This is a genomic window from Streptomyces sp. NPDC090741, from assembly GCF_044769045.1.
In the GTDB taxonomy this organism is placed as follows: Bacteria; Actinomycetota; Actinomycetes; order Streptomycetales; family Streptomycetaceae; genus Streptomyces.
The window spans coordinates 175,187-192,608 of record NZ_JBIVXF010000019.1 but is presented as its reverse complement, the minus strand read 5'-3'; the positions used below and the strand labels follow the sequence as shown (position 1 = coordinate 192,608).

6 protein-coding genes and 1 pseudogene are annotated in these 17,422 nt (G+C 72.5%); 1 reads left to right on the top strand and 6 read right to left on the bottom strand.

The features are described from left to right. Nucleotides 1-204 precede the first annotated feature (204 nt). The 3 genes from ACIQU4_RS36660 to ACIQU4_RS36650 all read right to left on the bottom strand — a co-directional run bounded on the left by ACIQU4_RS36660 (nt 205) and on the right by ACIQU4_RS36650 (nt 3,785). Nucleotides 205-858: a hypothetical protein gene (locus ACIQU4_RS36660; protein WP_403740398.1), complete on the bottom strand. Its 654-nt coding sequence runs from the start codon at nt 856-858 to the stop codon at nt 205-207. After that, nucleotides 855-2,174 carry an AAA family ATPase gene (locus ACIQU4_RS36655; protein WP_403740396.1) on the bottom strand — a complete coding sequence of 440 codons (1,320 nt, stop codon included), beginning with the start codon at nt 2,172-2,174 and terminating at the stop codon, nt 855-857. The genes ACIQU4_RS36660 and ACIQU4_RS36655 overlap by 4 nt, the downstream gene beginning before the upstream one ends. Nucleotides 2,175-2,291: 117 nt before the next feature. Further along, nucleotides 2,292-3,785 carry an AMP-binding protein gene (locus ACIQU4_RS36650; RefSeq protein ID WP_403740393.1) on the bottom strand — a complete coding sequence of 498 codons (1,494 nt, stop codon included), beginning with the start codon at nt 3,783-3,785 and terminating at the stop codon, nt 2,292-2,294. A gap of 183 nt (nt 3,786-3,968) precedes the next feature. On the opposite strand from ACIQU4_RS36650, the gene ACIQU4_RS36645 reads away from it, so the two are divergent. After that, on the top strand, nt 3,969-4,235 hold the full coding sequence (locus ACIQU4_RS36645) for an acyl carrier protein (RefSeq protein ID WP_403740436.1): 267 nt from the start codon (nt 3,969-3,971) through the stop codon (nt 4,233-4,235). A gap of 17 nt (nt 4,236-4,252) precedes the next feature. Here the strand turns inward: ACIQU4_RS36645 and ACIQU4_RS36640 are convergent. From ACIQU4_RS36640 to ACIQU4_RS36630, 3 genes and pseudogenes are all read right to left on the bottom strand, one after another. Continuing rightward, a pseudogene (locus tag ACIQU4_RS36640) lies at nt 4,253-5,200 on the bottom strand (ACP S-malonyltransferase); the annotation flags it as partial. After that, nucleotides 5,187-6,188: a proline iminopeptidase-family hydrolase gene (locus tag ACIQU4_RS36635; RefSeq protein WP_403740390.1), complete on the bottom strand. Its 1,002-nt coding sequence runs from the start codon at nt 6,186-6,188 to the stop codon at nt 5,187-5,189. The gene ACIQU4_RS36635 and the pseudogene ACIQU4_RS36640, both read right to left, overlap by 14 nt. Then, nucleotides 6,133-17,415, bottom strand: coding sequence for an SDR family NAD(P)-dependent oxidoreductase (locus ACIQU4_RS36630; RefSeq protein WP_403740386.1), 11,283 nt, complete (start codon nt 17,413-17,415; stop codon nt 6,133-6,135). Before ACIQU4_RS36630 ends, ACIQU4_RS36635 begins: the two co-directional genes overlap by 56 nt. Between the last annotated feature and the right edge of the window lie 7 nt (nt 17,416-17,422).

Here is a 17,422-nt window from a genome sequence, read left to right as displayed (position 1 = left end):
GTGATCAGTCGTGATCACCAGCAGGACTACCAGACGCAACGAATATCGGAGCCGTGTTCGAAGTTCCCGGCGTGCCCCACGTCGGGAACGCCCCCTTGCCCCCCGACCGCCCACCTCGGCGACCCCTGCCTCGCAGCGGCCGCCATGAGCAGCGCTGACATTTCCTGATCCGACCCGTTCGTGCGACGCGCCGGGGCCGGTGCCCTACAGGAAGTTCAGGGTTCGGAGTGCGTGGGCGGTGTCCTCGCACCACTTGCGGTACGAGGGGAGATGGTCGAGCGCGTCGAGGTTCGTGCGGCGTACGAGTAGTTCCGCGCCGTCGCTCAGTACCTCGCGGGCGTCCGGGCCGGGGAGGGCCTTCCAGACCTGTTTGGGGGTGCGCTTCTCCTTGCTGCCCTTCATCGTGACGTGGCCCTCCAGCGCGGAGGGCGCGGTGTACGGGTACGCCTTCAGGGGTTCGGCGCCGACGAGCTGTTCCAGGGCCTTGCGGTCGGCCAGCATCCACGACTCGGTCATGAGCACCGGAACGAGAGGAACCGACACCCCGGCCCGCGGGGCCAGTTCCCGCCGCTGCTCCAGCTCGGCGACCAGCTTGAGGCGCTCGTCGCGGGCGTCCTCGTCGCCGTGGACGAAGACCACGTCGCAGTCCCGGGCGAGTTCCTCGGCGGCGCGCAGCACCCGCTCCGGTTTGTCGTTCGTGCGTACGGCGGACACCTCGCACCGCAGTACTTCCACGGTCTGCGAGCTGTACTGCTGGATCAGCCGGTCCAACTGGCGTTTGACGAGGCTCGACAGGTAGGGCCCGTCGCTGCCTTCGACGAGCAGCCCGGGTTTCAGCGGCCTGTACTTGTACGTCACGACGTCCTCCGCCCCAGGTTCCTCAGCAGCCGCTCCACGTGCTCCGGTGAGACCGTCTCGCCGGGATCCCGCTCCGGATCGAAGGCCCGCAGCGGACGGGCCACGGTCGTGCGGACGACGCTCTGCTCCTGCGGATCGACCCGGTCGGCCTGCTCCATGAAGACGAGGCTGCCGGAGAGGTCGTCGCGCAGGGCTGCCAGCAGGGCCGGGGAGTGCGTGGTGGCGATGAGCTGCCGGTACGGGAGGGAGGGGGGCGCGTCCGGTGTCACGCCGGTGCCGCGCCTGAGCCTGCGTACGAGATCGGCGACGTGCTCGGGATGCATCCCGTTCTCGATCTCCTCCACGTACATCCCGCCCGGCCAGGCCGGGTCCGCGGCAGCGGCGAGCAGGGCCACCATCCGCAGGGTGCCGTCGGAGAGGGCCGGCGGGCTGATCCAGCCCGTGTTGCCGAACTCCACCTCGAAGTCGTATTCCTCCCGGCGCCGGTCGTACAGCGGCCGGACGTCCTGCACCCCGTCGACGAGCGCGGCCAGATCACCGACGAACCGCCTCCAGTTGCCCGGCGCCTCGTCCTTGACGCGGTGCAGGACCGCCGCCAGGTTGCCTCCGTCCGGGGTGGTCCTGCCGGTCGCGAGCGCCGCCGTGGGTGTGCGCAGCGCCTCCGGATCGAGGACGAAGGGGAACCAGGAGGCACACTCACGGGCCACGAGGGCGCGCAGCTCGGCACCCGGCGCCACCGCGAAGTCCTCGGCGTACCTTTCACCGCCCTCTTCCGCATCGCCTTCGAACTCCTTCAGAGCCTGCGGATCCCAGGCGGGGCCGATGTTTCCCTTGAAGGCCAGGTACTCCACGCCGTCCGTACGAGCGAGGAAGGCCGAGCGCGCACGCGCGACGGCGGCCCGCGCCTCCTCGGCCAGCCCCACGTCGGCCATCCACCCCGGTTCGTCGAGGCTGCTGACCCAGATGGCGCTCCTCGCGACCACTCCCACCTGTCCGCCCGGCGTACGGCCCACCCGCAGGCGGATACGGACCGGGAGCGGGCCGTCCTGAGAGGCGACCAGCGTTCCGACGGTGATGACGAGCGTGTGGCCCGGCTCATCGGCGCCCCGGTGGAACAGAGCGCCCGGGGACAGCCGGGAGTCCTCGCGGACCGTTGCCTCGAAGCCGCGGTCGGCGGTGCCGGCCACCAGGCGCAGCGCATCGAAGAGGTTCGACTTCCCGGCGCCGTTCGGGCCCAGCAGGAGGAGCGTCGGCGGCACGTCGAGGCTGAAGTCGCGGAAGGACTTGAAGCCGTCGATCCGAATCTGGGTGATCATCCTCTGGTCTGCTCCTCCGGGCCGTCAGGTGCCCTGCCACCCTAGCGGCGAAGCCATCACCGGCATGCGAACGGCCCCACCGGGGGTGGTGGGGCCGTTCGGAGTGGTGCGGGGGCGTCAGGCGGCGCGGCGGCGGGGGGTGAGGAGGGATTCGGCTCGGGCCGCGAGGACCGGGCGGTCCACCTTGCGGTTGGAGTTCAGGGGGAACTCCGGGACGTGTTGGAAGCGGCGGGGGAGCATGCCGTGCGGGAGGACCTCGCGGAGGCTGCGGGCGAGTTCGGCCGCCGGGCGGACCTCGCCGGTGTAGAAGACGACGAGTTCGGTGCTGCCGTCCACGGGGCGGGCGACCGTGACCACGTCCTCCACGCCCTCGCAGGCGCGCAGCGCGTGGTCGACCTCGGCGAGCTCGACCCGCCAGCCCTGGACCTGGACCTGGGAGTCCAGCCGGCCGAGGTAGATCAGGTCGCCGCCGGGCAGCCGGCGGACCCGGTCGCCCGTGCGGTACCAGACGCGGCCGTCGCGCTCGACGAAGCGGCCGGCGTCGTCCTGCGGGTCGAGGTAGCCGGTGGCCATCTGCGGTCCGGTGATCAGCAGTTCGCCCTCGGTCCCGGTCTCGGCGCCCTCCTCGTCCAGGAGGACGTGGTCGTGGCCCGCGTGGACGGCGCCGATCGGGACCAGGCCGTTGACCGCCTGGTCCGGCGAGGTCCGCGGGTCCCAGCGGTACCCGGTGATGGTGACGGTGAGCTCCGTCGGCCCGTAGATGTTCTCCAAGGTGGACGCGGGCGCGGCGGCCTGCCAGTCGGCGGCGTCCTGGACGCGCAGCGCCTCCCCGGCGAAGAAGCTCCAGCGGAGCGTCGGCATGGACCCCGGCTCCAGGCTGCCCATGCGGCGGACGAGGCCGATGGCACTGGGGGTGGAGAACCAGACGGTGATCCCGCGCCTTTCGAGGTGGGCCGGCATGTCCAGGTACGCGCTCGGCGGTACGACGTCGACGACGCCGCCCGCGCCCCAGGCGCAGAACAGGTCGAACATGCCGCAGTCGAAGTTCAGGTCGAAGGTCTGCGTGAAGACGTCGTCGGGGGTGAAGCCGTAGCGGGCGTCGAGGAGCTCGAAGTAGTGGTGCGTGCTGCCGTGGCTGATCGGCACGCCCTTGGGGCGGCCCGTGGAGCCCGACGTGAACAGCATGTAGGCCGTGTCGGCCGCCTCCACCTCACGGGGTTCCGCCAGGGCGCGCGCCGGGTCCGGCTCCACCAGCGGGATGTCGATGTCGCCCAGCGCCGCGCGGCCCTGGGCGTCGACGATCAGGGCCGCCGCGGCGGAGAGTTCGAGCATGCGGCCCGTGCGGACTGCGGGGAAGTCGGGGTGCAGGGGGACGACGGTGGCCCCCGCGTAGAGTCCGCCGAGGATGCCGGCGTACGCGGTCACGCTCTTGCCCGCGAGGACGCCGACGACCTTGGCGGAGCCGAGGGAACCGGCCCAGGTGAGGGCCTGCTCGTGCAGCTCCCGGTACGTGTACGACTCGGAGCCGATGCGCAGGGCGGGGCGGTCGGGGGACAGGGCCAGCCCGCGGCGGAAGCGCTCGTACAAGGCGTGGCGCTTGGTGTCAGACATGATCACTCCGAAGGATCCGAAAGAGATGTGTGATTTCTTCGCGGGTTGGCGGGATAGCGGGTTGGCGGGATAGCGGGTTAGGGGTCCGTCCGGGGTTCCGGGGGCGGCTGCGGCGGTCCTAGCGTCACGTGCTTGGGAAACGTCGAAACGACGACCGACACAGCGGAAAAGACTGGGGTCACCATGGGCTGGGACAAGGGCTGGGACAAGAATTTCGAGGAACTTCTGCGGGAGTACCTGCCGTTCCTCAGTGCGGACGAACCGCTTGAGGCCGACACCGATCTGCGGGCCGTGGGGCTGGACTCCCTCGGCGTGGTCGAGCTCCTGGGGTCCCTGGAGCAGGCGTACGACGTCCGGTTCGTGGACGAGGCGCTGTCCCTGGACACCTTCGCCACCCCTGCGGTGCTGTGGGAGCAGATCGGCAAGATGTCCGAGGCAGCCAACCGCTGACCGGCAGCCAAGGCCCGCGCCGCCGCGGCCCGGCGGCGCGGCCGCATGGCCAACCGGGGGTTGACGGGTACGACCTTGAAGTTGCGGGTCGCCGCCCCCACCCGGCCGAACAGGGCGTCCTGCCCGGCCACGTAGAGGGTTCCGACGCCCTTGTCGCGCAGCGAGCCGAGCACGCCCGGCCAGTCGACCGGCCGGACGCACCCGTCCAGCAGCAGGTTCCGTACCTGCTCGCCCGTCGTGAGCACCGCCCCGTCCTGGTCGGCCACGACCGGCAGGTGCGGGTCGCGGAACGAAAGCCCCGCCAGGACCTCCTCCTCGACCCGCCGGCGCAGCCCGCCGAACGCGGGCGAGTGCAGCGGCGGCTCCATGACGTACAGCGGCATGCCGCCCAGCGCCCGCAGCCGCTGCTGGAGCCACTCCAGCCGGGACTTGCGCAGGGTGAGCATCGCGAAGTCCTCGTCCACGACACAGGTGATGTCGTGCCATTCGCCCTGCTCGGTCAGCTCGGCCCGCACCTCGTCCAGGCGGGCGCGCGGGGTCCGCGCGAAGGACTGGGTGGCGACCTCCTCCGGGTGCTCCTCGGCGAAGTACGCGTCGAGCGTGTGGGCGAAACGCGCCGTGAAGCGGACGCCGTCGGCGAACGACAGCGCGCCGCAGTGCACGGCGGCGGCCTTCTCGCCGAAGCTCAGGCCGGTGCAGAAGGCCGGCTGCTCCTCGAACTCGTGCTCCACCCACTGGGCGAGGGCGAGGCAGTTCACGAGGAACGCCACCTGGGCGTACTCGGAGTAGTCGCCCTCGGCCTCCTTGAACCGCTCGAAGAGCGAGTAGCCGAGGACCTCGTCCGCCTCCGCGAAGAGCTTGCGGGCGAACGGGTTGACCAGCATGAACTTGGCGACCTCGGCGAACGGGACGGGGCCCATGCCGGGGAAGACCAGGGCGCTGCCCGTACGGTCAGATGACTCCATGGCCTGCCGTCTCCTTCTCCTTCTCCTTCGCGCCCGCCAGCGAGCCGAGGAACTCCTTCATCACCTGCTGGAACAGCTCCGGCTCCTCCAGGTGCGGGAGGTGGCTGGACTCCTCGAAGATCACCCACCGGACGTCGGGGATCAGGTCCTGGAACGGCTGGACCGTCGCCGGGGTCGCCTCGTCGTGGCGCCCGGAGATCAGCAGCGTCGGCACAGCCACCTGCGGGCAGTAGTCGATGACCGACCAGTCCTTGAGGGTGCCGTTGACGTGGAACTCGCTCGGGCCGTTCATCGCGTAGTACACCGTCGGGTCGTTGTAGACCTCGTAGAACGAGGCCAGGTAGTCCCGCGGCCACGGCTTGAGCCGGCACACGTGCTTCTCGTAGAAGGGGCGCATCGCGTTGTGGTACTCGTCGCTGTTCGTGGTGCCCGCGGCCTCGTGGCGCAGCAGCGTCTCGTTGACGCCGGGCGGCAGTTCGGCGCGCAGCCGCTCCGCCTCCTGGAGCCACAGCGGGTAGGAGGCGGGGGCGTTGGCGATGACGAGGCCGCGCAGGCCGGCCGGGCGGGCGGCCGCGAACTTGGTGACGAGGAGACCGCCCCAGGACTGCCCGAACAGCACGTAGTTGTCGGCGATGCCCAGCTGCGTGACCAGGTTCGCGAGCTCGTCGGCGAACAGCTCCGGGGTCCAGAAGTCGGGCCCCTTGTCGGGCAGGTGGGTGGAGCCGCCGTTGCCGAGCTGGTCGTACAGGACGACCGGGCCGGTGTGCGCCGCCAGCTCCTTCAGGTTCTTGAGGTAGTCGTGGGTGCTGCCGGGCCCGCCGTGGACGACGACGAGCGCGGGCTGCTCCGACTGGAGGTCACCGGTGACCTGGTACCAGGTCTCGTACGGGCCGAAGGGCACGGTGCCTTTGGGTTTGAGTGCCACCGTCGTCTCACATCGCTTTCTGGGTGGTGGTCGGGCGGGCGGTCTGTGCGGCGTCGAGGGCATCGGACACGAGCCACTCTTCGAGCACGCGGGCGGTGTCGTCCGCGCGCTCCTCGACGATGGTGAAGTGGTTCGCGGCGACGGGGCGCAGCGTGTGGGCGGGCTCCCAGGGCTCGGCCTTGCCCTGGGTGAGCTCGGGCGAGGGGTCGTCGCCGTCCGGTACGAACGACTGGGTGCACTGGACGAACAGGACGGGCGCCGCGACGGAGTCGAGGGGCAGGTTCGGTACGAGTTCCACCCAGCGGCCCATGGCCGAGAGCCGGGTGGTGTCGAACTCCCCGAACGCCGCTTCCTTGTCGAACATGCCGAGCGCCAGGCCGTCCATCGGGACGCCCTCGCTCTCGCCGTCGTGGACGTTGTAGGTGTCGAGCAGGACCACGCCGTGCGGGCGGATCCCGTACGCGCGCTCCAGGTGCCCGGCGGTCGCGTAGGCGAGGGTTCCGCCGGAGGAGTAGCCGATCAGGACGAACGGCTCGTCGCCCGCGGCCTCCAGGACGGTACGGGCCAGGCCCTCGACCGCCGCCCGGGGGGTGGCGGGGAGGCTCTCGCTCGCGTCGAAGCCGAGGATGGGCAGGGCGGAGACCTTCCGCTTGCCCTGGAGGTGGGAGACGAGCCGCGCGTGCTGGTACGCGCCGCCCGTCGCCATCGGCGTGTTGATGAAGATCAGGTGCGGGCCTTGCGCACCGTCGGCGAGCCGCGCCGCGGCCGGTACGCGCTCCAGCTCGGCCGCCGTCGCGAAGGACGGCCGGACGGCCGCCGCCGCGCGCAGCAGGTCGAAGCCCTTGTCGGCGTGGCCGGCGACCACGGCGCCGTGGAAGAGGTCGCGCAGGGTCTCCCCGGCGCCCCGGGCCGGGCGGGGCGTCGCGGCGGGGTTGTCGGGGGCAGTGGCCTCGGGGGCCGTCGTACGGATGCCCTGCTCGGCGTACTCGGCCAGCAGCACCTTGGCGAGCTGGGCCGGGCTGTGGCTGTCGAACACCACCATGGGGGACAGCCGGAGCCCGGTGTCCTTCATGAGGGCGTTGCGCAGCTCCATCGCGCTGAGCGAGTCGAACCCGGACTCCAGGAAGCCCCGCTCGACGTCGACGGCGGTGGGGCCGGCGTGGCCCAGGAGGTGGGCGGCGCGACGCTGCACGAGCTCGCGCAGGGCCGCTTCCTGCTCGGCCTCCGGCGCCTGGCCGATCCGGAGCCAGATGAGCTCCGTCTCGGTGTTCTTGGCCCCGGCCGTGCGGCGCTGGGCGGGGGCGGTGGCCGGCCGCAGGAGTGCGGGGAGCCGGTCGGCACGCGCCTGGAGGGCGGTGCGGTTGACGTGGAGCGGGACGGTCGCGGGCCGCCCGGAGGCGCAGGCCGCGTCGAAGAGGGCGAGGGCCTCCTCGGGCCGGAGCGGCGGCAGGCCCTGGCGCTCCATGCGCTTCACATCGGTCTCGGAGACGTACTGGCCGAGGCCGGTGCCCGCCCAGAGCCCGTACGCCAGCGACTGGGCGGCGAGGCCCTGGGCATGGCGGTACGTGGCAAGGGCGTCGAGGAAGGTGTTCGCGGCGGCGTAGTTGGCCTGCCCGGCCGCCATGGTGAGGCCGCCGGCGGAGGAGATGAGGGCGAACAGGGGCAGGTCCAGGTGCTTGGTCTGCTCGTGGAGGTGCCAGGCGGCGTCGGCCTTGGGGGCGAGGACCCGGTCGAGGCGCTCGGGGTCCATCGTCGCGATGAGGCCGTTGTCCCCGGTGCCTGCGGCGTGGACGATGCCGGTCAGCGGGTGCTCGGCCGGGATCGAGGCGAGCAGCCTGGTGATGTTGGCCGGGTCGGCCACATCGCACGCCGTGATCGTGACCTCGGCGCCCGACTGGGAGAGTTCCTCGGCCAGTTCGACCGCGCCCTCCGCGTCGGCACCGCGCCGGCTGGTCAGGACGAGGTGGCGGGCACCGTGTTCGGTGACCAGGTGCCGGGCCAGGTGGGCGCCGATACCGCCGGTGCCGCCCGTGATCAGGACCGTACCCGCCGGATCGAGGGCCACGGAGGCCTCGGCGGTCGCGGTGACCGGGGCGAGGCGCGGGATGCGGATGCCGTCGGCGCGGACCGCGCTCTCCGGCTCACCCGAGGCGATGACGGCCGCCAGCTCGTCCGTCGCCGAGGCCAGGTCGGTGAGCTGGATACGGCCCGGGTTCTCCGCCTGAGCGGCGCGGACCAGACCCCACACGGGCGCCTGAGCCAGATCGATGACATCGGAGGCCGCATCCACGACCACCGCACCACGCGTCGCGACGACCAGCGTCGTCTCCGCGAAGCGGTCCTCGGCCAGCCACTCCTGTACGACCGCCAGCGTCCGGGCGGTGGCGGAACGCACCGCCTCGGGCAGCGAACCCTCCGCGCCCGCAACGTGGAACACCACCGCACCCGACAGCTCGCCCTCCGGCAGCTCACCCCACACATACTGCTCGGCCGCGGCTTCCACCGGAGCCGCCAGGGGACGCCAGGCGATCTCGAACAGCGAATCCGGCCGGCCCCCGCTCAACTGCTCCTGCGACACCGGGCGGAAGGTCAGGCTCTTCACCGACAGCACCGGGGCGCCGGCCGCATCGGCCGCGTCCAGGGACATGGTGTTCTCGGACGTCCAGGAGATCCGTACGCGCAGCGCCGTGGCGCCGACCGCGTACAGGGACACGTCCTCCCAGAAGAAGGGCAGCAGCGGCTGCGCGCCCTCACCGGACGAGTCGTCCGCATCCGAACCGCCGATGCCCAGTGCGTGCATCGTGGCGTCGAGGAGCGCCGGGTGGACCCCGAAGCTCTCGGCGTCGCCGTGCGCCTGTTCGGCCAGTTCGATCTCGGCGAAGATGTCCTCGCCGGACGTCCACGCGGCGGTGAGGCCCTGGAACACCGGGCCGTAGTGGTAGCCGCGGCCCTGGAGCAGCTCGTACGTGTCGCTCACGTCCACCGCGGTGGCGCCGGTGGGCGGCCACACGGTGAGGTCCGTGCCCGCCGCGACCGGGCGGGTGCCGAGCAGACCGTCGGCGTGCAGCAGCCAGGGGGTGTCGGCCGGTGCGTCCTCGTGACGCGAGTGGACCCGTACGGTCCGGCGGTCCGTGTCGTCGGGCGCGCCGACCGACACCTGGAGGGCGACGCCACCGTGCCTGGGCAGTACGAGCGGGGCCTGGAGGGTGAGTTCCTCCAGGACCGGGCAGCCGACCTGGTCGCCCGCCTGGAGCGCCAGCTCGACGAAGCCGGTGCCCGGCAGCAGCACGCTGCCCAGCACGTCGTGGTCGGCGACCCAGGCGTGCGTGGCCGCCGCGAGGCGGCCGGTCAGCACGGCCTCGTCGGACCCGGCCAGGGTGATGGCCGCGCTGAGCAGCGGGTGGCCGACCGAGGTCTGGCCGTGGTGGGCCACGTCGGTGGCCGGCGTGGCCTCCAGCCAGTACCGCTCGTGCTGGAAGGCGTACGTCGGCAGGTCGACGCGCTGCGCGCCGGTGCCGGCGTAGAAGGCCGTCCAGTCGATGCGCGTGCCCGCGGTGTGCAGGTGGGCCAGTGCGGTCAGGAGGCTCCGGATCTCGGGGCGGTTCCTGCGCAGGACGGGCTCGATGACGGTGGTCTGCCCGTCCAGGGAGACCTGGGTGAGCGCGGTCAGGATGGCGTCGGGGCCGAGTTCGAGGAACCGGCTGACGCCCTTGGCGTGCAGGTGCTGGACGGTGTCGGAGAAGCGGACGGCTTCGCGCAGGTGGCGGGTCCAGTACTCCGGGGTCCCCCAGTCCTCGCTGAGCTCGCCGTGTACGCCCGAGACCACCGGGATCGTGGCGGGCTCGTACGTCACGGACTCGGCGACGGCCCGGAACTCGGCGAGGACCGGGTCCATGAGCGGAGAGTGGAAGGCGTGCGAGACCCGCAGCCGGGTCGTCTTGCGGCCCTGCCCGGTGAAGGCGGCCTGGATCGCCTCGACGGCGTCCTCCGTACCCGACACCACGATCGAGCGCGGGCTGTTGATCGCCGCGATGCCCACGACATCGGAGACGTACGGGAGGACTTCTTCCTCGGTGGCTTCGATCGCGGCCATGGCTCCGCCGGCGGGCAGCGCCTGCATCAGGCGGCCACGTGCGGTGACCAGCCGGGCGGCGTCCTCCAGCGACAGCACCCCCGCCACGTGGGCCGCGGTGATCTCACCGATGGAGTGCCCCGCCAGGAAGTCCGGCCGCACACCCCACGACTCCACCAGCCGGAACAGCGCCGTCTCGATCGCGAACAGCGCGGGCTGCGTGAACGCGGTGCTGTTCAGCAGCGCCTCGTCCTCACCCCACATCACCTCGTACAGCGGAGCGTCCAAGTGCACGTCCACGGCCGCGACCACGGCGTCCAGAGCCTGCGCGAACACCGGGAAGGCGGCGTGCAGTTCACGCCCCATCCCCAGCCGCTGCGCGCCCTGACCCGTGAACAGGAAGGCCGAGCGGCCCTCCCGTACCAGGCCCTGGACCGCGCCCGCCTCCGAGCCCTCGGCCAGCGCCGACAGGCCGGCGAGGAGTTCCTCGCGGTTCTCGCCGACCACCGCGGCCCGGTACTCGTGCGGCGTACGCGAGGTCGCCGTCGAGAAGGCGAGGTCGGTCGGCGAGACGTCCTCGCGGTCGGAGAGGTGCGCCCGCAGCCGCTCCGCCTGGCCGGCCAGGGCCTCGGGGGACCGGGCCGACAGCACCACCGGTACGACGGGCAGCTCGCGCGGAGCCTCGTCCGTACGGACCTCCGCGGCCGCCGGGGCCTCCTCCAGGATCACGTGCGCGTTCGTACCGCTGAGCCCGAACGAGGAGATGCCCGCGCGGCGCAGCCGCTCGCCCGCCGGCCATTCGACGGCCTCGGTGAGCAGCTTGACGTTGCCCTCGGACCAGTCGACGTGCGGGGTGGGCTCGTCGACGTGCAGGGTCTTCGGCATCAGCCCGTGGCGCAGGGCCTGGACCATCTTGATGACGGCGGCGACACCGGCCGCGGCCTGCGTGTGCGCGATGTTCGACTTCAGCGAGCCGAGCCAGAGCGGCTTGTCCTCGTCGCGGCCCTGGCCGTACGTGGCGAGGACGGCCTGGGCCTCGATCGGGTCGCCGAGCTTGGTGCCCGTGCCGTGTGCCTCGACCACGTCGACGTCGGCCGTGGTCAGCCCGGCCTTCTCCAGCGCGCTCTGGATCACGCGCTGCTGCGAGGGGCCATTGGGCGCGGTCATGCCGTTCGACGCGCCGTCCTGGTTGACGGCGGAGCTCCGGATCACCGCGAGCACGGGGTGGCCGTTGCGGCGGGCGTCGGAGAGCCGCTCGATGACGAGGACGCCGACGCCCTCCGACCAGGCGGCGCCGTCGGCGGCGCCCGCGAAGGACTTGCAGCGGCCGTCGGCCGCGAGCCCGCGCTGGCGGCTGAACTCGACGAACATGTCGGGGCTCGCCATCACCGCGACACCGCCGACGAGCGCCATCGAGCACTCGCCGGAGCGCAGGGACTGGGTGGCCAGGTGCAGCGAGACGAGGGACGAGGAGCAGGCCGTGTCCACGGTCATGGACGGGCCTTCGAGGCCCAGGGTGTACGAGACGCGGCCCGAGATCAGGCTGCCGCCGGTGGTGGCGGCGGCCTCGGTGCCCTGCCCGTAGTCGTGGTACATGACGCCTGCGAAGACGCCGGTCTTGCTGCCCTTGAGGGTGTGCGGGTTGATGCCGGCCCGTTCGATGGCCTCCCACGAGACCTCCAGGAGCTGCCGCTGCTGGGGGTCCATGATCAGCGCCTCGTTCGGGCTGATCCCGAAGAAGTGCGGGTCGAAGTCGCCTGCCCGGTAGAGGAAGCCGCCCTCGTTGGCGTACGTCTTCCCCGGCACGCCCGGCTCCGGGTCGTACACGTTCTCGACGTCCCAGCCGCGGTCGAGGGGGAAGCCGGAGACGGCGTCCCGGCCCTCCACGACGAGTTGCCACAGCTCCTCTGGGGAGGTGACCCCGCCGGGGAGGCGGCAGCTCATCGCGACGATCGCGATCTGGTCGTCGTCGTCCGCCCGCGTGCGGGCGGCGGCGACCGCCGGGCGGGCGGCCGCGCCCTGCGCCGCTCCGCCGATGGACTCGCCGATGTACTGGGCGACGGCGCGCGCGTTCGGGTAGTCGAAGACGAGGGTGGCGGGGAGCCTGAGCCCGGTGGCCGCCTTCAGCTGGTTGCGCAGTTCCACGGCGCTGAGGGAGTCGAAGCCGAGCTCCTGGAAGGCCCGGTCGGGTTCGATGGCGTCGGCCGACTCGTGGCCCAGTACGGCGGCCACGTGCGTCCGCGCGAGTTCGAGCAGGGCGCGCTCGCGCTCCTCCTCGCTCTTCCCTGCGAGGCGCGCCGCGAGCTCGTGGGCGGCGCCCGCTCCCGCACCGCTCGCACTCGCGCGGACGTTGCGGCGCTGCGGGGTGGGGGTGGCGGAGCGCAGGAGCGCGGGCAGTTCGTCGGTACGGGCGGCCAGGGCGGTGCGGTTGACGTGGAGCGGGACGGTCGCGGGGCGCCCGGAGGCGTACGCGGCGTCGAAGAGGGCGAGGGCCTCCTCGGGCCGGAGCGGCGGCAGTCCCTGGCGCTCCATGCGCTTCACGTCGGTGTCGGTGATGTACTGGCCCATGCCCGTGCTCGCCCAGAGGCCGTAGGCCAGCGACTGGGCGGCGAGGCCCTGGGCGTGGCGGTGGGTCGCCAGCGCGTCCAGGAAGGTGTTCGCGGCGGCGTAGTTGGCCTGTCCGGCGGCGAGGGTCAGACCGCCGGCGGAGGAGATGAGCGCGAAGAGCGGCAGGTCCAGGTGCTTGGTCTGCTCGTGGAGGTGCCAGGCGGCGTCGGCCTTGGGGGCGAGGACCCGGTCGAGGCGCTCGGGGTCCATCGTTGCGATGAGGCCGTTGTCGCCCGTGCCTGCGGCGTGGACGATGCCCGTCAGCGGGTGCTCGGCCGGGATCGATGCCAGGAGGGCGGTGATGTTGGCCGGGGCGGCCACATCGCACGCCGTGATCGTGACCTCGGCGCCCGACTCGGAGAGCTCGGCCTCCAGTTCGGCCGCGCCCTCCGCGTCGGGGCCGCGCCGGCTGGTGAGTACGAGGTGGCGGGCACCGTGCTCGGTGACCAGGTGCCGGGCCAGGTGGGCGCCGATACCGCCGGTGCCGCCGGTGATCAGGACCGTACCCGCCGGATCGAGGGCGATCGGGCCCTGCGCCGACTCCGGCGTCGTCACCGCCGTCAGGCGCGGGATGCGGATGCCGTCGGCACGGACCGCGCTCTCCGGCTCACCCGAGGCGATGACGGCCGCCAGCTCGTCCGTCGCCGAGGCCAGGTCGGTGAGCTGGATACGGCCCGGGTTCTCCGCCTGGGCGGCGCGGACCAGACCCCACACGGGCGCCTGAGCCAGATCGATGACATCGGAGGCCGCATCCACGACCACCGCACCACGCGTCGCGACGACCAGCGTCGTCTCCGCGAAGCGGTCCTCGGCCAGCCACTCCTGTACGACCGCCAGCGTCCGAGCGGTGGCGGAACGCACCGCCTCGGGCAGCGAACCCTCCGCGCCCGCAACGTGGAACACCACCGCACCCGACAGCTCGCCCTCCGGCAGCTCACCCCACACATACTGCTCGTCCGCGGCATCCACCGGAGCCGCCAGGGGACGCCAGGCGATCTCGAACAGCGAATCCGGCCGGCCCCCGCTCAACTGCTCCTGCGACACCGGGCGCGACACCAGCGAGCCCACCGTCAGGACCGGCTGCCCCTCGGCGTCGGCCACCGTCACGGTCACCGTGTTGGGGCCGGAGGGGGCGATGCACACCCGCAGCGCCGCGGCGCCGCCCGCGTGCAGGGCGACGTCGTTCCAGGAGAACGGCAGGACCGTCGACTCGTCGGTGCTCGACCCGTCGTCGATCAGCGCCACGTGCATGGCGGCGTCGAGTAGGGCCGGGTGCAGGCCGTACCGCGCGGCGTCGGCGTGCGCGTGCTCGGGAAGGGAGACCTCCGCGTACAGCGATTCACCGGACGTCCACGCGGCCTTGAGGCCCTGGAACACGGGACCGTAGTGGTAGCCGCGCTCCAGCAGGAGCTCGTACGCACCGTCCACCGTCGTCGGGGTGGCACCAGGCGGCGGCCACTCGGTCAGACCGTCGGCCGGTACGGCCGAGCCGCTGACCAGGGTGCCTTCCGCGTGCCGCGTCCAGACCGGCTCGGCGGCGTTCTCGTCGCGCGAGTGGATGGACACCGTACGGCGCCCGGATCCGTCGTCGGCGCCGAGCCAGACCTGCACGGCGGCTCCGCCGCGCTCGGGCAGGATCAGCGGGGCGTGCAGGGTGAGTTCCTCGACCGCGTCGCAGCCGACCTGGTCGCCGGCGCGGATGGCGAGCTCGACGAAGCCGGTGCCCGGGAAGAGGATGCTGCCGAGGACGTCGTGGTCGGCCAGCCAGGGCTGGCTGTCGACCGAGAGCCGTCCGGTCAGGACGACCTCGCCGGAGTCAGCGGAGGCGATCGCGGCGCTCAGCAGCGGGTGCCCGACCGTCTCCAGGCCCGCGGCACCGAGGCCGGCGCCTTCGCCGGTCGTGGCCTCCAGCCAGTACCGCTGCTGCTGGAAGGCGTACGTCGGCAGATCGGACCAGCGGTCCTCGGTGGCGCCGAAGTAGGCGGCCCAGTCGACGGAGATGCCCTGGTTGTGGGTGCGGCCGACGGCCGCGAGCAGCTCGCGGGCCTCGGGCCTCCGGCGGCGCAGCGAGGAGATGAAGGCGGTGCCCTCGACATCGCCGACGGTCGCGCTCGCCAGGGCGGTCAGGATCGCGTCCGGGCCGAGCTCCACGTACGTCTCGACACCACGGCCCTGGAGGTACTGGACGGTGTCGGCGAAGCGGACCGCCTCGCGCAGGTGGCGGGTCCAGTACTCCGGGGTCCCCCAGTCCTCGCTGATCTCGCCGTGTACGCCCGAGACCACCGGGATCGCGGCGGGGTGGTACGTCACGGACTCGGCGACGGCCCGGAACTCGGCGAGGGCCGGGTCCATGAGCGGTGAGTGGAAGGCGTGCGAGACGCGGAGCCGGGTCGTCTTGCGGCCCAGCTCGGTGAAGTGCGCCTGGATCGCCTCGACGGCGTCCTCGGTACCCGAGACCACGATGGAGCGCGGGCTGTTGATCGCCGCGATGCCGACCGTGTCGGAGACGTACCGGAGGACTTCTTCCTCGGTGGCTTCGATCGCGGCCATGGCTCCGCCGGCGGGCAGCGCCTGCATCAGGCGGCCACGTGCGGTGACCAGCCGGGCCGCGTCCCCCAGGGAGAGGACCCCGGCGGCGTGCGCGGCCGAGATCTCGCCGATGGAGTGCCCGGCCAGGAAGTCCGGCCGCACGCCCCACGATTCGACGAGCCGGAAGAGGGCGGTCTCGATGGCGAAGAGAGCCGGCTGGGTGTAGGCGGTGCTGTTGAGCAGCGTCTCGTCCGAGCCCCAGATCACCTCGTACAGCGGGGTGTCGAGGTAGGCGTCGAGTGCGGCCACGACCTCGTCGAGGGCGCGGGCGAACACCGGGAACGCGGCGTGCAGTTCACGCCCCATCCCCAGCCGCTGAGCGCCCTGACCCGTGAACAGGAAGGCCGACTTGCCCTCCCGTACCTGGCCCTGCACCACACCGGCGGACGTACCGCCCTCGGCCAGGGCCGTCAGGGCCGCCAGGAGCTCTGCGCGGTTCTCGCCGAGGACGACGGCCCGCTCGTTCAGCCGGGCGCGCCGGGTGGCCAGCGCGCGGCCGGTGACCGCGAGATCCGCCTCGTCGTCCAGGGTCTCCAGGTGCGCGACCAGCCGCGCCGCCTGCGCGCGCAGCGCCTGCGCCGTACGGCCGGTCAGCGCCCACGGGATCAGCCCCGGCACGAACCCGGGGGCCGCGTCCTGCGGCTCGGTCTCCGCCCCGGCCTCGGTCTCGGCGGGCGCGGGCGCCTCCTCGACGATCACGTGCGCGTTGGTGCCGCTGAGGCCGAAGGAGGAGATGCCGGCGCGGCGCGGGCGCTCGCCCGCCGGCCAGGCGACCGGCTCGGTGAGCAGCTTGACGTTGCCGGCCGTCCAGTCGACGTGCGGGGTGGGCTCGTCGACGTGGAGGGTCTTGGGCAGGACGCCGTGGTGGATCGCCTGCACCATCTTGATCACGCCGGCGACGCCGGCCGCGGCCTGGGTGTGGCCGAGGTTGGACTTGAGGGAGCCGAGCCACAGCGGCTTGTCCTCGTCGCGGTCCTGACCGTAGGTGGCCAGCAGCGCCTGCGCCTCGATGGGGTCGCCGAGGGTGGTGCCCGTGCCGTGGGCCTCCACGACGTCGACGTCGGCCGTCGTGAGGCCGGCGTTCTCCAGCGCGCTGCGGATCACGCGGCGCTGCGAGGGGCCGTTGGGGGCGGTGAGGCCGTTGCTGGCGCCGTCCTGGTTGATGGCGGAGCCGCGCAGGACGGCCAGGACCTGGTGGCCGTTGCGGCGGGCGTCGGAGAGGCGCTCCAGCAGGAGCACGCCGACGCCCTCCGACCAGCCGGTGCCGTCGGTGGCGGCGGCGAAGGACTTGCAGCGGCCGTCCTTGGCGAGGCCGCGCTGGCGGCTGAACTCGACGAAGACCTCGGGGGTGGACATGACGGCGACGCCGCCGGCCAGGGCGAGGGTGCACTCCCCCGCCCGCAGGGCCTGCGCCGCGAGGTGCATGGCGACGAGGGAGGAGGAGCAGGCCGTGTCGAGGGTCACGGACGGGCCCTCGAAGCCGAAGGCGTACGAGACGCGGCCCGAGGCGATGGAGCCCGTCGCGCTGTTGTACGCGTAGTCGTGGTACATCATCCCGGAGTAGACGCCGGTCCTGCTGCCCTTGAGGGTGTGCGGGTCGATGCCGGCCCGCTCGAAGACCTCCCAGGAGGCCTCCAGCAGCAGGCGCTGCTGCGGGTCCATGATCAGCGCCTCATTGGGGCTGATCGAGAAGAGGGCGGGGTCGAAGCGGTCCGCGTCGTGCAGGAACCCGCCCTTGTTGACGTACGTGGTGTTGGGGCGCTCGCCCTCGGGGTCGTACAGGCCCTCGACGTCCCAGCCGCGGTTGGCGGGGAACTCCGAGACGCCGTCGCGTCCCTCGTCGACGAGCTGCCACAGGCTTTCGGGGGAATCGACCCCGCCCGGGAAGCGGCAGCTCATTGCGACGATGGCGATCGGCTCGCGCGCGGCGGCCGACAGGTTGCGGTTCTGCGTCCGCAGCCGGGCGGTCTCCTTCATGGACGCCCGGAGTGCGTCGAGCAGCTTCTGGTCAGAATTGGACATCGGCTTC